This is a genomic window from Mycobacterium sp. MUNTM1 (genome assembly GCF_054660795.1).
In genome coordinates this window covers 1-12,817 of record NZ_BAAGDE010000009.1, presented here as the reverse complement: position 1 = coordinate 12,817, position 12,817 = coordinate 1, and the positions used below count along the sequence as shown (strand labels likewise).

General features: G+C 64.4%; 17 protein-coding genes. 13 read left to right on the top strand and 4 right to left on the bottom strand.

From position 1 onward, the window contains the following. Positions 1-194 precede the first annotated feature (194 nt). Positions 195-584, top strand: coding sequence for a hypothetical protein (locus ACYQ8K_RS07185; RefSeq protein WP_459967897.1), 390 nt, complete (start codon positions 195-197; stop codon positions 582-584). Between the two features lie 3 nt (positions 585-587). On the opposite strand, the gene ACYQ8K_RS07180 is transcribed toward ACYQ8K_RS07185, so the two are convergent. Next, positions 588-1,190, bottom strand: coding sequence for a TetR/AcrR family transcriptional regulator (locus ACYQ8K_RS07180; RefSeq protein WP_459967793.1), 603 nt, complete (start codon positions 1,188-1,190; stop codon positions 588-590). Between the two features lie 100 nt (positions 1,191-1,290). Here ACYQ8K_RS07180 and ACYQ8K_RS07175 point away from each other — a divergent pair, with 100 nt between their 5' ends. From ACYQ8K_RS07175 to ACYQ8K_RS07150, 6 genes are all read left to right on the top strand, one after another. Continuing rightward, positions 1,291-2,076 carry a hypothetical protein gene (locus tag ACYQ8K_RS07175; protein ID WP_459967792.1) on the top strand — a complete coding sequence of 262 codons (786 nt, stop codon included), beginning with the start codon at positions 1,291-1,293 and terminating at the stop codon, positions 2,074-2,076. Continuing rightward, complete coding sequence (locus tag ACYQ8K_RS07170) at positions 2,073-2,888, top strand: hypothetical protein (RefSeq protein WP_459967791.1); 816 nt, start codon at positions 2,073-2,075, stop codon at positions 2,886-2,888. Before ACYQ8K_RS07175 ends, ACYQ8K_RS07170 begins: the two co-directional genes overlap by 4 nt. Positions 2,889-2,941: 53 nt before the next feature. Further along, positions 2,942-3,463: a cytochrome c oxidase subunit 3 gene (locus tag ACYQ8K_RS07165; protein ID WP_459967896.1), complete on the top strand. Its 522-nt coding sequence runs from the start codon at positions 2,942-2,944 to the stop codon at positions 3,461-3,463. Continuing rightward, entirely contained in the window at positions 3,463-3,750 is a 288-nt protein-coding gene (locus ACYQ8K_RS07160; protein WP_459967895.1) for a cytochrome C oxidase subunit IV family protein, read from the top strand. The genes ACYQ8K_RS07165 and ACYQ8K_RS07160 overlap by 1 nt, the downstream gene beginning before the upstream one ends. A 72-nt stretch (positions 3,751-3,822) precedes the next feature. Next, positions 3,823-4,704, top strand: coding sequence for an SDR family NAD(P)-dependent oxidoreductase (locus ACYQ8K_RS07155; protein WP_459967790.1), 882 nt, complete (start codon positions 3,823-3,825; stop codon positions 4,702-4,704). Next, positions 4,694-5,266: a nuclear transport factor 2 family protein gene (locus ACYQ8K_RS07150; protein WP_459967789.1), complete on the top strand. Its 573-nt coding sequence runs from the start codon at positions 4,694-4,696 to the stop codon at positions 5,264-5,266. The genes ACYQ8K_RS07155 and ACYQ8K_RS07150 overlap by 11 nt, the downstream gene beginning before the upstream one ends. Before the next feature lie 28 nt (positions 5,267-5,294). Here the strand turns inward: ACYQ8K_RS07150 and ACYQ8K_RS07145 are convergent, their stop codons facing one another. After that, the gene (locus tag ACYQ8K_RS07145; RefSeq protein ID WP_459967788.1) at positions 5,295-6,590 is read right to left on the bottom strand and encodes a cytochrome P450; all 1,296 of its coding nucleotides are present in this window, start codon (positions 6,588-6,590) and stop codon (positions 5,295-5,297) included. Positions 6,591-6,785: 195 nt separating this feature from the next. Between ACYQ8K_RS07145 and ACYQ8K_RS07140 the strand changes: the two genes are divergently transcribed. Beyond that, a complete protein-coding gene (locus tag ACYQ8K_RS07140) occupies positions 6,786-7,505 on the top strand; it encodes a TetR/AcrR family transcriptional regulator (protein WP_459967787.1) in 720 nt (239 codons plus the stop codon). Here ACYQ8K_RS07140 and ACYQ8K_RS07135 read toward each other — a convergent pair. Both ACYQ8K_RS07135 and ACYQ8K_RS07130 read right to left on the bottom strand, forming a co-directional pair. Further along, complete coding sequence (locus ACYQ8K_RS07135; RefSeq protein ID WP_459967894.1) at positions 7,421-7,786, bottom strand: hypothetical protein; 366 nt, start codon at positions 7,784-7,786, stop codon at positions 7,421-7,423. The genes ACYQ8K_RS07140 and ACYQ8K_RS07135 overlap by 85 nt on opposite strands. Positions 7,787-7,854: 68 nt before the next feature. Further along, positions 7,855-8,610 (bottom strand): enoyl-CoA hydratase/isomerase family protein, encoded by a 756-nt coding sequence (locus tag ACYQ8K_RS07130; RefSeq protein WP_459967786.1) that lies wholly within the window; start codon positions 8,608-8,610, stop codon positions 7,855-7,857. A 110-nt stretch (positions 8,611-8,720) separates the two neighbouring features. Between ACYQ8K_RS07130 and ACYQ8K_RS07125 the strand changes: the two genes are divergently transcribed. The 5 genes from ACYQ8K_RS07125 (at position 8,721) to ACYQ8K_RS07105 (ending at position 12,744) form a co-directional block, all read left to right on the top strand. Continuing rightward, on the top strand, positions 8,721-9,140 hold the full coding sequence (locus ACYQ8K_RS07125; RefSeq protein ID WP_459967785.1) for a lipoprotein LpqH: 420 nt from the start codon (positions 8,721-8,723) through the stop codon (positions 9,138-9,140). A gap of 87 nt (positions 9,141-9,227) precedes the next feature. After that, positions 9,228-10,418, top strand: a complete 1,191-nt coding sequence (locus ACYQ8K_RS07120; protein WP_459967784.1) for an amidohydrolase family protein — start codon at positions 9,228-9,230, stop codon at positions 10,416-10,418. An 88-nt stretch (positions 10,419-10,506) separates the two neighbouring features. Next, on the top strand, positions 10,507-11,925 hold the full coding sequence (locus ACYQ8K_RS07115; protein ID WP_459967783.1) for a FadD3 family acyl-CoA ligase: 1,419 nt from the start codon (positions 10,507-10,509) through the stop codon (positions 11,923-11,925). Continuing rightward, positions 11,922-12,548, top strand: coding sequence for a fatty-acid--CoA ligase (locus tag ACYQ8K_RS07110; protein WP_459967782.1), 627 nt, complete (start codon positions 11,922-11,924; stop codon positions 12,546-12,548). Before ACYQ8K_RS07115 ends, ACYQ8K_RS07110 begins: the two co-directional genes overlap by 4 nt. Before the next feature lie 10 nt (positions 12,549-12,558). Next, positions 12,559-12,744 (top strand): (2Fe-2S)-binding protein, encoded by a 186-nt coding sequence (locus ACYQ8K_RS07105; protein WP_459967781.1) that lies wholly within the window; start codon positions 12,559-12,561, stop codon positions 12,742-12,744. Positions 12,745-12,817 lie beyond the last annotated feature (73 nt).

Here is a 12,817-nt window from a genome sequence, read left to right as displayed (position 1 = left end):
GAACCTGGGCCCAAAGTTGGCGTCGGGCAGCCGCCTTCGTGCCCCTAACATGCGGAAACACTCGGTCGCCGGGAAATGGGGCGGGGTGGCGTTGGCGATGGACCGGCGCTGACCACCGGTTCAGGCCGGCTGATCTTCTCCAACCAGGAGAATTTTCTTTTCAGGTGTGGCAGAGTAATCGGGTGCGATCAATCGTGGCTCTCGTTGCCGCGTTGCTCGGCGCCGGTGTGGTGGCGGCGCCGCCAGCCTCGGCCGGACCAACTGTCTGCGACTACCCCGCCTGCACCCCTGGCATCATGCCCCATCAGGTCTTGGGTGCGCCGTGCGACAACACCACCTACTACGCCTTCGGCGTGGCCGACGGATACGTTTCCTTCGCCTCGGAGCCCGGACGGCTGATGTTCTGCGGCTCGCCGAGGCGATACCAGCCCCGGTGGTTCCGGTCCCCGCCAATGGCGGGAGTCAAGGAAGAAAACGCGGACTGCCAGAACTATCTGAACTACGTCGCGCAGGCGCCGGACGGTCTGTTCCTGATCTGCATTGCTCACGACGGCATATCGAGCTGGGTCCGCGCCGACACGTAGCAGTCAGCCGCGGGACTTTCGGGGCAGGCCGAGCAGCCGCCGGCTCAGATCGGTGACCCGTTCGAGCAACGTCTCGTCGTCGATGTCGGCCACCAGCGGGTGCATGACCGCGGTGCTCAGCGCCCCGGAGAACATGGCGGCCTCGATCCGCCCGTCCAGCCCCGCATCGCTCAGCAGCACCCGGTACAAACGGTCCATGAAAAGTTGAAAGGGCTTGTGCTCGGCCAGCAACCGGACGACGACGGGATCGAATTGCAGCGTGCGCACCAACCGGCGATCGCGAACGGCCATCTCAACCACACGAACCAGTAACGCATCCCGCGCCTGAGGACCATCGTCGTATGCCTCGGCCTCCGCGAGGGCCGGCTCGAGCCGCCCGAGTTCGCGCTCGGTCACGGCGATGACGATCTGCTCCTTGGTCCGGAATTGATGATAGACAGCAGCTTTCGTGATCCCGACGGCATCTGCGATCATCTGCAGCGACGTACCGCTGACACCGTGGGCGGCGATCAGATCCAGCGCGGCATCGAGCACCCGCGTCCGGGCCGGGCTGTGCGCGACCAGCCAGAATTGCTCATCGGTGACCGGCTGGCGTGCTGTTCCCACGCACCGAGACTAGACGACGCTATTGACCGTGGCTAGCCGATCGGCTAGCTTCGCTCACTAGCCGAGTTTCGGCGACCATTTCGCGTGGGAGGGAATACCGATGTCCGACGTCGGCGGGAACGATGCAGGCGGTAGCCGATCCGCGCGAACCGTCTCGCGACGGACCGATGGAGAGCTGATCCTGCTCTGGACATTGCCGGCGGCGCTGATCCTGTGGATCGCCGCCTTCTTCCTGTTTCCCGGATTCAACCCGCCGATGTCACCCACCATGCCGGCGGAGCAGGTGGCCGCGTTCTACCGCGATCCGGGGCACATCCCCCAGATCCGTTACAGCATGATCCTATTCAACTGGTTCGGCGTGTGCCTGGTACCGATCCTGGCGCTGATCGTGCTACAGATCCGCAGGATGGCCCACCGGACGCCGATCTTCTCCTACGCGATTCTGGGTTGCGCGGCAGGTGGGCCGACGCTGTTTTTGGTCGCCAACGTCTGCTGGCTGCTGGCCGCCTTTCGGCCGGAACGCAGTCCTGAGCTGACGCAGTTGCTCAACGATCTCGGCTGGGTCACCTTCACCGTCCTGGTCCCTTATTTGATCGGGCAGAGCGTGATCCTTGCTGTGGCGATCTATTTCGATGATCAGCCGCGCCCGGTATTGCCCCGGTGGGTAGCCCTCTTCAATCTTGTCGTGGCGGCCGCCCTGGTGCCAGCGGCGTTCGTCGGCGTTTCCTTGACGGGCCCCTTTGCGTGGGACGGCTTTCTCTCGTTCTGGGTAAAGAACGTTGCCATCGCCGTCTGGATCATCGTGATGGGTGTGGTCCTGGCACAAGCCGTTTATCGCGAGCGCGCCGAAAATCACGGCCGCCCAGATGAATTGATCACCGCATGAGCGCGGTGATCACACCGACGACATCCTCCGCAACGCCACCCGCCGGGCCGCTGCATCGCCGGATCGCCTGGCACGCACGCCACAATCCCAAGCGCGAGCTCTGGTTGGCGTGGTGGGCGATGCTCGTCTTCTACAACGCTTTCTTCCCGGTGTTCTTCATCGTGGCCCAAGTTCAGCCCCCGCCGGAGCCCACCTGGGACCTCGCGACGCAGGTGCACTGGTTCCAGGAGCGTCACCTCGGGATACCGCTTGGCTTCGGGGTCATCTTCGCCATCAGCGGCATGACCGCGGTCAACAATGCCCTCATCGCGTATTCCATGCGGCGCATGTCGGTCAGCCGCGCGTTCGGCTATTCGTATCTCGTCATCTACTCGCTCGCCGCGGTTCCCGGCATGATCCTGCTCAACATCGCGCTGATCGTCGGGACGATGCGACCGGACCGCGACCCCCAAGTGATCGGCTGGCTGTATGACTTCGCCTTCCTGTCCTTCGACGGAACGATGGGAGTGTTCCTGATCGGTTCGCTGATCTGGATGGTGGCGATCCTGTTGGACAAGAATCGGGTATTCCCCAAGTGGTTCGGCTATCTCAACCTGTGCAACGCATTGACCGAGGTGGTCGTGGCGCCCTGTTGGATCTTCCGGCGTGGTGTGTTCGCGTGGGACGGCGAGATCGCCTGGTGGCTGGACATGGTCGTATTCGGTGTCTATCAAGTCACTTTCATCGTCATGCTGTTCCGGATGATTCGGCGCGAAGACTTCGGGACCGGGGAGCTGCCGAACCTGCCCCGCAAGAAGGCAGTGGCGCAGTGACCACCCTAGCCGAGCGGCACGGACGGGTAAGGGCCGTGCCGGGCCAGCCCGACATGTGGGCCTTCGTCCTGTTCGAGACCCTGGTATTCACCGGCTATTTCGGCTTCTATCTATTCTCGCGGGGACGCAATCCCGAGCTGTTCCTGCACTCGCAGGCGCACCTCGACCTGCGCGTCGGGGTCTTCAACACCCTGGTCCTGCTACTCAGCTCATGGTCGGTGGCGCGATGTGTTCAATCGGCCCGCGCCGGCGCCTATGGGGCGGCTCTCAGGGATGCCTTCATCACGGCGGGATTCGCCGTGGTGTTCCTGTCTTTCAAGGTGTTCGAGTGGGCCCGGTTGGTACAGGCCGGAAATGGCATGGAGCGCAACGACTTCTTCATGTTCTATTTTTTCCTCACCGGAATCCACTTCGTCCACCTGCTGATCGGCTTCGTCGTCCTTGGCGTGATCGTCTACCAACTCCGGAGCCCGGCGCGGCGCTCCCAGGAAATCATCGAAACCGGCGCAACCTATTGGCACACCGTCGATTTCCTTTGGGTACTCATCTTTGCGCTGCTCTATGTGGTGAGGTGATCAAAATCAGATTCAACAAGAGGCTGCTGTTCGTCTGGGTTATCCTGGCCGCGCTGACGCTGGCCTATCTGTGGATAGACCGCGCCGCCGACGGGGCGCTGAAAGCCAGCGCGGTGGTGACGTCGAGCGTCATCGTCATCGCACTGGTCAAGGTGCGCATCATCTTTCGCGAATTCATGGAGGTGCGAGACGCTCCGGTCCTGCTGTGCCGACTCACCGACGCGTGGCTGGTGATCATGGCGGCCGCAATGCTCAGCTGCTATTTCGTCGGTCTGAACATCAGCTAGTGGTATTACTTGATGATCAGATAGAGAACCTACCCGCTGATCCAGCCACGGTTCATTGCAGGTTGGAGAGACATGAAGACGCTGTCGGGCAAAGTCGCCGTCGTCACCGGGGCTAGTCGCGGTGTCGGTAAAGGCATTGCGCTTGCCCTTGGCGATCAAGGCGCGACGGTATACGTCACGGGCCGCACCGTCCGCGACGGTGACTACGAATTGTCCGGTTCCGTAGGCGAAACCGCGGCCGAGGTCACCCGACGCGGCGGCGCGGGGGTTCCCGTTCGGGTCGATCACGCTGATGACGTCCAGGTCGCGGCGCTCTTCGATCAAGTCCGCAGCGAGCACAGCCGCCTGGACATACTCGTCAACAACGCCTTCACCCTGCCGGAGGACCTCACCGACCAGAAACCGTTCTGGGACAAGCCGATATCGGACTGGGAGATGGTTGATGTCGGCGTACGATCCAACTTCGTGGCCGCCCGGCACGCCGCGCAGATCATGGTTCCGCAAAACTCGGGACTGATTGTCGCCACATCCGGCTACGTCGGCGTCACCTACACGTACGGCGTCGTCTTTGGACTCTGTAAGGTTGCCGTCGACCGGATGGCCCGCGATATGGCCATCGAATTGCTGCCTCACAACGTCGCCTCGATTTCGTTGTGGCAGGGACTGACGATGACCGAACGCGCCCAACGGAACCTAGCCGCCGACCCCGAAATGGCGGACTCGATAGTCACCAGTCCTGCCGTCGGCTGCTCTCCGGAATATCCGGGGCGAGTCATTGCCGCGCTGGCCACCGACCCAGACTTGATCAAACTGTCCGGTGGCACATTCATCACCGCCGAACTGGCAACTCGTTACGGGGTCACCGATATCGACGGGAGAACGATTCCGTCGCTTCGAGCCGAACGCGGATCCCCGATTTGGCGGCCCGTCATGGAGGCCGGACGTGGACGCTGACCGCTCAGCCCGACTCGAACACCTCTTGGATCGCCAGGACATCATCGACTGCCTGGTCCGGTTCAGCCGGGGCATAGACCGCTTCGACGAAGACCTGTTCTTGTCCGCATTCCATCCCGACGCCGTCATCGCCGCCGGCAACTTCGTCGGCGGGCCGGTAGACCTGTACGCGTGGGCACGGGACATGCACGAACAGGGCCAGATCGCCACACAGCACAACCTGCTCAACAACACCTGCGACATCGACGGTGATACGGCGCACTCCGAGACCTACTATCTCTTCGCGGCCCGCAACCGCGACGACACCAATTGGACCGCTGGCGGCCGATATTTCGACAGACTCGAACGCCGCGGCCGAGAATGGCGAATATCATTGCGTACCAACGTCATCGAATGGTGCGGCGCGATGCCCACCCTGCCGATCCCGTTTGCCGATGTTCCAGATATCGCAGAAAACGGCCTGGCCGCGCGGGACCGAACCGACCCGTCCTATCGGCGACCTCTCAGAAACTACCGGCAACCCCACAACCCGCTGGGGACGCCGGGCGGACCCCACCCGTAGGTCCGGTAGCGCCCGCGAGCGGAAAGCGCTAAGCCACCGGCGCGATCGCGTCCGCGGTGGTGAACGACAGGTGCAGTTCGCTCAGGCCACGCAGGATGTACGTCGGCTCGTAGGTGTAGCGGCGCTCGGCGGCCGGCCCGTGATGGGCTTCGTTGATCTCGATGTGTGGCATCCGGTCCAGGATCCGCTCGATCGAGACACGGCCTTCGACGCGGGCGAGCGGGCCGCCGGGGCAGGAGTGCACGCCACGGGCGAACGCCATGTGTTCGCGAACGTTCTTGCGGCGCAGGTCGAACTCGTGCGGGTTCTCGAACCGGCGAGGGTCGCGGTTGGCCGCGCCCGGCAAAATCATCACCACGGTGCCGGCGGGGATGTCGACCCCGCCGATGGTGGTCGCCTTGCGGGCCAGCCGGGAATCGCTCTTCACCGGGCTCTCCATCCGCAGCGACTCCTCGATGAACGCCGGAATCAGGCTGCGGTCCTCGCGCACCTGCTGCTGGATGTCGGGCCGGTCGCCCAGGACCTGCAGGGCGGCGCTGAGCAGCTTGGCCGTGGTCTCCTGGCCGGCGGCGAAAAGGAATGTCGCCGAGCGGACGACCTCGATCACCGGTGGCGTCGAGCCGTCCGGGTACTTCGCTTCCGCCAGGAACGTCAGCACGTCGCCGCGCGGTTCGCGGCGGCGATCCTCGATGTAGTGACAGAACTTGTCGTCGAGCCACTCGAGCGGGTTGATGCCCACCGACTCGTGGTCCAGGGCGCCCACGCGCGCCTCCGGCCGGTCGGCGCCCAGGACGACGCGGAACTCCTTGTGGTCGTCCTCCGGGACGCCGAGCAGGTCGGCGATCACCAAGGTGGCGAAGGGCTTTGAGTATTCGGCGATGAATTCGCACTCGCCGTTGTGCAGGAACTCGTCGAGCTGACGATCGGCGAGGCGCCACATGAACTCCTCGTTCTGCTTGAGCCGGCTCGGGGTCAGCAGCTTGGCGAGCACCGACCGGGCCTTGGTGTGGTCCGGCGGATCCATGGTGACCATGTGCTCGAACATGGGGAAGGAGCTGCGGTGCTGGTCGATCTGCGCGCTGATGTCGTCGCCTTCCGGCGTGAAGGGGAGCGGCGGGAACGGCCCGCCGAGCGCGACGATGTTGGAGAACGTCTCCGGGTCCTTGTAGATCTCGGTGGCTTCTTCGTAACCGGTGACCGCGACGACGCCGTAGTGCGGCAGGCGCAACACGGGGTTCTGGCTGCGCAGGTAGTCGAAGTATGGGTGTGGATCTGGGACCAGTGACGGATCGGTGAAGAAGTCGATCGAGTCGAAGGTGCTCATCGGATTGCGTCTCCCTGGGCTGGGTTTACCGGTGTCATTCGGCGGCACATCGCTTCCGCCGGCCGATTTCGAGATCGAAAATGTGCTGAGCACCTGCTTAGCATGGCGGTAATGTCAGGGTCAAGGTCGAGGGCGCTGCGCCACGATACGATCCGTGTGGTCGGCACGGGATGGCACACAGTACGGAGCAGGGACATGACATCGGCCCGCAGAATCGGGGCGCCGGACGCGAAAAACCGCGTCTTGTTGCTCGATGCCGCCGAACAGCTGATGCTCGAAGAGGGCTATGCCGCGGTGACGTCGCGGCGCCTGGCGAACAAGGCCGGGCTGAAGCCCCAACTGGTGCACTACTACTTCCGCACCATGGAAGAGCTGTTCCTGGAAGTCTTTCGGCGCCGGGCCGAAGAGGCGCTCGAGGTGCACGCGCAAATGCTGAAGTTGCCCCAGCCGTTGTGGGCGCTCTGGCGATTCGGCACCGATCCCGCGTTCACCCGGATTTCGATGGAATTCATGGCACTGGCCAATCACCGCAAGGACATGCGGGCCGAAATCGCTTATTACGCAGAGCGTTTCCGCGAAGAGCAGCGCCAAGCGGTGGCTACGGCGCTGGAGCGCTACGGCTCCAGAATCCAAGACGAGGGCCAGGACATCGACATCCCTCCGGTGGTGTGGACGGTGCTGATGAGCAGCCTCTCGCGCTTCCTGGTGCTCGAGCAGGCGATCGGTATGTCCGCCGGCCATGCCGAGACGGTGGAGTTGGTCGAGAACTACTTGCGCCGCCTGGAAGGCGAACCGCAGCCGATCGAGGGTGTGCCGGAGACCTGGCTGGTTCACCAGTTCCGCAGCGAGCAGAGCACCCCTTTGGGGCCATCCTTGGATACGACGACGGCGCCGTCTACCGCCAGATCGCAGTGAAGCCCCGGCGTGCCCGGCTCGGTGCCCGTGCTCGCCACAACCATCGCGTAATGGTCGGGATCCGACATGTCCAGATCGAAGCCCCACGGCTTGCCGGGGGCGAGGTCGATGTCGACGTGCGGCGTGAACGAGTACGGATTGTGGCTGTAGTCGGAAAATTTCGCCGGCTGATGGTCCAGGTAGTAGATGCTCGTATAGATCGGATTCTGCGCGCTGACGGTGTATCTGACGTGATGCATGACCGGATCATCGGCATGTGCCCGTCCGCTTCCCACCAGCAGACTCGCTGCTGCCAATAGGGAAGCCAACGACACGATGGGGCCGACGCCCATCACTGTCTTCCTCGTGGTCATGACGCTCCTCCGGCTGCCGGGCGCGGTTCGGCGTTGCGGTTCATCACCCGTTCTGCGGCCTGCCAGTGCGGGTCGGCAACCCATAACCGTGCGAAGGATGCTATCGCCTCCTCAGGCGAAACTCCGCGGATTACCCGCTTTATCTCGGTCGCCGGCCGGCGTGCCAGCGAGCGTGCGACGGCTCGCCACCCCTGGTCGGGCGAGTCGAACGCGCCGCGGGGCACGATCTGATCCACCAGGCCGAGGCGTTCGGCGTCGACCGCGGTGAGGGCGGTTCCCGAGCCGGCCAGCAGCAGCGCCTTGCTCTGTCCGACCAGCGCGGCCAGCCGCTCGGCTCCGCCCCAGGCCGGCATGATCTCGAGCTGCACCTGGTTGAAGGCGATCTTGATGTCGTCGGCGGCCACCCGGATGTCGGCGGCGACGGCGACTTCGGCCCCGCCGCCGAACGCGTGGCCGTTGAGCGCGGCGATGACCGGGGCGGGGAAATCCGCCAGCTGATCACAGATGGACCGCATCCGCCGGGCCATGGCGGCGGCGTCCTCCTCGGTCCGCAACGCGCTCAATTCCTTGAGGTCGCCGCCGGAGACGAAAGCCTTGTCCCCGGCACCCTTGATCACCAGCGCCTGCGCGCCGGCCGCCGCGTCGAGCGCCTTCTCCAGCTGGTCCATGGTGTCCAGGCCGATGGCGTTGCGCGCGTGTGGGCGGTCGATGGTGATCACCGCCAACCCGTCGTCGATCTCCAGGTCCACCATGTGTGTAATCGCTCCTCGACAGGAACCCGATATTGGCATTCTCTTTTCGCGAGAATAACATCATCGCTGCAGGCTAAAGAACTTTCGTCAGCGAGGATGGAGGTGACTCGATGCGCAACCGCATTGTGGCCGCCGCGGCGGTCCTGACCGTTGCTTTGGTCGGCGCGTGCACGGCGCGGCCACCCGACCAACTCGCCGCCACGGCGTCGGTCACCGTGAACGGTAACGACCGCAACTTCCACATCGTCAAGTGCAGTCAGCGGGAGTGGAGTCGGACGATCGAAATCGGCGGCAACTTCGCCGGTGCCAAACTCATCATCGACGAGAGCGCCCAACCGGCGACGGTCGAGTCGGTCCACATCCAAAACCTGGGTGGCTTCAGCGGCATGTATTCGCGGGGCGATGGCGGCAGCGCGGACATGAGCATGACGGGCGACAAATTCACGGTCTCCGGCACCGCCAACGGTTACCGAACCGACAAGCCCGGCGAACCGGCCGACGCCACCTACAAGATCTTCGTCTCGTGCTGACCACGTCGAACCGGGGTTCGGCGGGGCCACGTTGCGATTAGGCGCCTGCAGAGAATAGTATTCTCACAAATCAAGAAGGAGGATTCCATGGGCCAGTTGTCGCACAAGGTGGACGTTCCGTTTCCGATCTTTGACGCGGATAACCATCTCTACGAGCCGCCGGAGGCGCTGACCAAGTTCCTGCCCAAGGAGTACAAGGACTACGTCCAGTACGTGCAGATCAACGGTCGCACCAAGATCGCCATCCGCGGCCAGATCAGCAACTACATTCCCAACCCGACCTTCGAGGTCGTCGCCCGACCGGGCGCCTGGGAGGAGTACTTCAAGTACGGCAACCCGGACGGCAAGAGCAAGCGCGAGCTGTTCGGTGAGCCGATGCGCGCGATCCCGGCGTTCTTCGAGCCCGGCCCGCGCCTGGAGACGATGAACGAGCTGGGCTTGGACAAGACGCTGATGTTCCCGACCTTGGCGAGCCTTCTCGAGGAGCGTCTGCGTGACGACCCGGTCGCCATCCATGTTCTGGTCCACGCGCTGAACGAGTGGCTGGACGAGGTCTGGGGCTTCAACTACCAGAACCGGATCTTCACCACCCCGGTCATCACCCTGCCGATCGTCGAGAAGGCGATCGAGGAGCTGGAGTGGGCGGTCAAGCGTGGCGCCCGCGCCATCCTGGTCCGCCCGGCGCCGGTCCCCGGCTTCCGCGGCCCTCGGTCCTTCGCGGTGCCCGAGTTCGACCCGTTCTGGGAGCGCGTTGTCGAGCACGACGTGTTGGTCGGCATGCACTCCAGCGACAGCGGCTACTCCCGGTACACCTCGGAGTGGGACGGCGCCGACCAGGAGATGCTGCCGTTTCAGACCAACGCGATGGGCATCCTCAACGAATGGCGGCCGATCCAGGACTCGGTGGGGTCGTGGGTCATTCACGGCGCGCTCTATCGCCACCCGAAGCTGAAGGTCGCGATCGTCGAGGCCGGCTCGAAGTGGATGACCCCGCTGCTGGACGGCCTGGCGGAGGTCTTCCGCAAGGCCCCGGAGGCGTTCCCGAGCGACCCGGTCGAGATGGTCAAGAACCGGATCCACGTCAGCCCGTTCTTCGAGGACGGCATCGACGATCTGGTCAACCTCGTCGGTGTGGATCAGGTGCTCTACGGCTCGGACTGGCCGCACCCCGAAGGGCTGGCGGAGCCGACCTATTACATCGAGGCGCTGTCGCACCTGCCCACTGAGGACCAGGCGAAGATCATGGGCGGCAACCTCGGTCGTCTCGTCACGGTGTGACGACCCCGCCGATGGGCGGCGACGACGCAGAGCGCGCAGCGCGATGAGGAGGAGCCGGCCAAATCAGGCATGGCAGACCATCCCCGAGATGGTCTTGAGCGCGGCGGACCGTTTCGGCGACGCGGAAGCAGTCGTCGACGGTCCGCTGCGCTTGACCTTCAGGCAGGTGGTCGAGCGAATCCGGTGTGCTGCAGGGGCTTTCGCCGACCTCGGCGTCGAGAAGGGTGACCGGGTCGCGATCTGGGCGCCCAATTCGGCCGAGTGGATCATCGCGGCGTTCGGGTTGCTCACCGCGGGGGGCGTGCTCGTCCCGGTCAACACCCGGTTCAAGACCGAAGAAGCCGGCGACATCATCGCCCGCAGCAAGGTGAAGGCCGTCCTGATCCAGAAGGGCTTCTTGGACCAGGATTACACCCTGTCCACTTCGAAGCCCTTCGGGCTTCCGCCGGTCATCGACCTGAAGTCCGACTTCCTGTCCAGCGGTTCACCATTCGAGCGACCGGTGAGTGGCACCGACACCTCGGACATCATCTTCACGTCGGGCACGACCGGGCGTCCCAAGGGGGCGATGCTGAGTCACGGTCAAACGCTGCGCATGTACGAGGAGTGGGCGACGCTCGCGGACCTGCGCGAGGGTGACCGCTACTTGCAGATCAACCCCTACTTCCACACTTTCGGGCTGAAGGCGGGTCTGGTCACGTCCTTCCTGCGCGGCGCCACGATGCTGCCCGTCGCGGTGTTCGGCATCGACACGGTCGTGGATCTCATTGCGCGCGAACGCATCACGATGCTCCCGGGACCGCCGACGCTGTATCACTCGTTGTTGACCGTGCGGGACAAGTCCGGGCTGTCGTCGTTGCGCGCGGGGGTGACCGGCGCCGCCGACATCCCCGTCGAGCTGGTCCGCCGCATCCACGACGAACTGCCGTTCCAGACACTGATGACGGGTTACGGGCTCACCGAGGCCGGCAACGTCACCCTCTCACTGCCCGGCGATTCCTTCGAGGACGTCGCCACCACCGCGGGCGTGCCGTGCGACGGGGTCGAGGTGCGCATCGCCGACGACGGCGAGGTCCTGGTCCGCGGCTACGGGGTGATGAAGGGCTATCTCGACGAACCGGAGGCCACCGCTCAGGCGATCGACGACGATGGCTGGCTGCACACCGGAGATCTGGGCGACTTCACCGAGACCGGGCGGCTGCGCATCGTCGGCCGGAAAAAGGACATGTTCATCGTCGGCGGCTTCAACGCCTACCCGGCCGAGATCGAGGGCTTCCTGCTCAACCACCCGGCCGTCGCGCAGGCGGCCGTCATCGGCGTGCCCGACGAACGGATGGGTCAGGTCGGCAAAGCGTTCGTGGTCCGCAAAGGCGACGTCAGCGCCGACGAATTGATCGGCTGGTGTCGCGACCGGATGGCCGGTTTCAAGGTGCCGCGCACGGTAGAGTTCCTCAATTCACTTCCACTCAACGCGACGGGGAAAGTGATGAAGGACCAACTCCGATGAACAACGGCGATATCCACTCGATGGTGATCGCCTCGGATTACCGGGTTCCCGATCCCACCCGGGTATGGCCGCTGCTGGAACGCAACAAGGCCGCCCTGGCCGATATCGGCGCGCATCACGTGCTGGTCTACACCTCGACCCACGACCACGGTCGGGTGTTGGTGATGATCGGCGTGCACAGCCGCGAGCCGATCGTGGAGCTGCTGCGCTCCCGCGTCTTCTTCGATTGGTTCGACGAAGCCGGCGTCGAGGACATCCCCGCGGTCTTCGCAGGCGAGATCGTGGACAGGTTCATCGCGCAGCCGCCGAAGACCCCGGCGGCGCCGGGTGTCGTGGTCGCGGCCATCGCGTCCGTCAACGACGTATCCCTGCTGACCTCGGAAGTCAGTACCGCGATCGACAGGTTCACCACGGCCGGCATCCGAAAGACCTGGGTATTCCAGGCATTTGACGACGACCACGAAGTGCTGATCTTGCAGGAATTCCCCGACGAAGACACCGCCCGGGAGTGGATCGACCACCCCGACGCCGCGGCGCAGTGGATGTCCGGGGCGGGCATCGGTGCCTACCCGCCGTTGTTCGTCGGCCGATTCTTCGACATGATGCGCATCGAGGCGGACTGAGGACTCGCCGTTGTACGTGTGCCTGTGCAATGGAGTCACCAGCCAAACCGTGACCGAGGCCGTGTCGTGCGGGGCGTCGACCACGAAGGAGGTCGCCCAGGCGTGCGGTGCGGGCGCCGATTGCGGTCGCTGCCGGCGGACGGTGCAGGCCATCCTGCGGTCATCCAGTGCGGATCGCACGCCGAACCCGCGCTAGTTGTTCTTCACTGGCAGGTTGTGAACGCGTAGGCGGTCGATGGGTGTTTTTCCGCCGATGCCGGTGTGGGGTC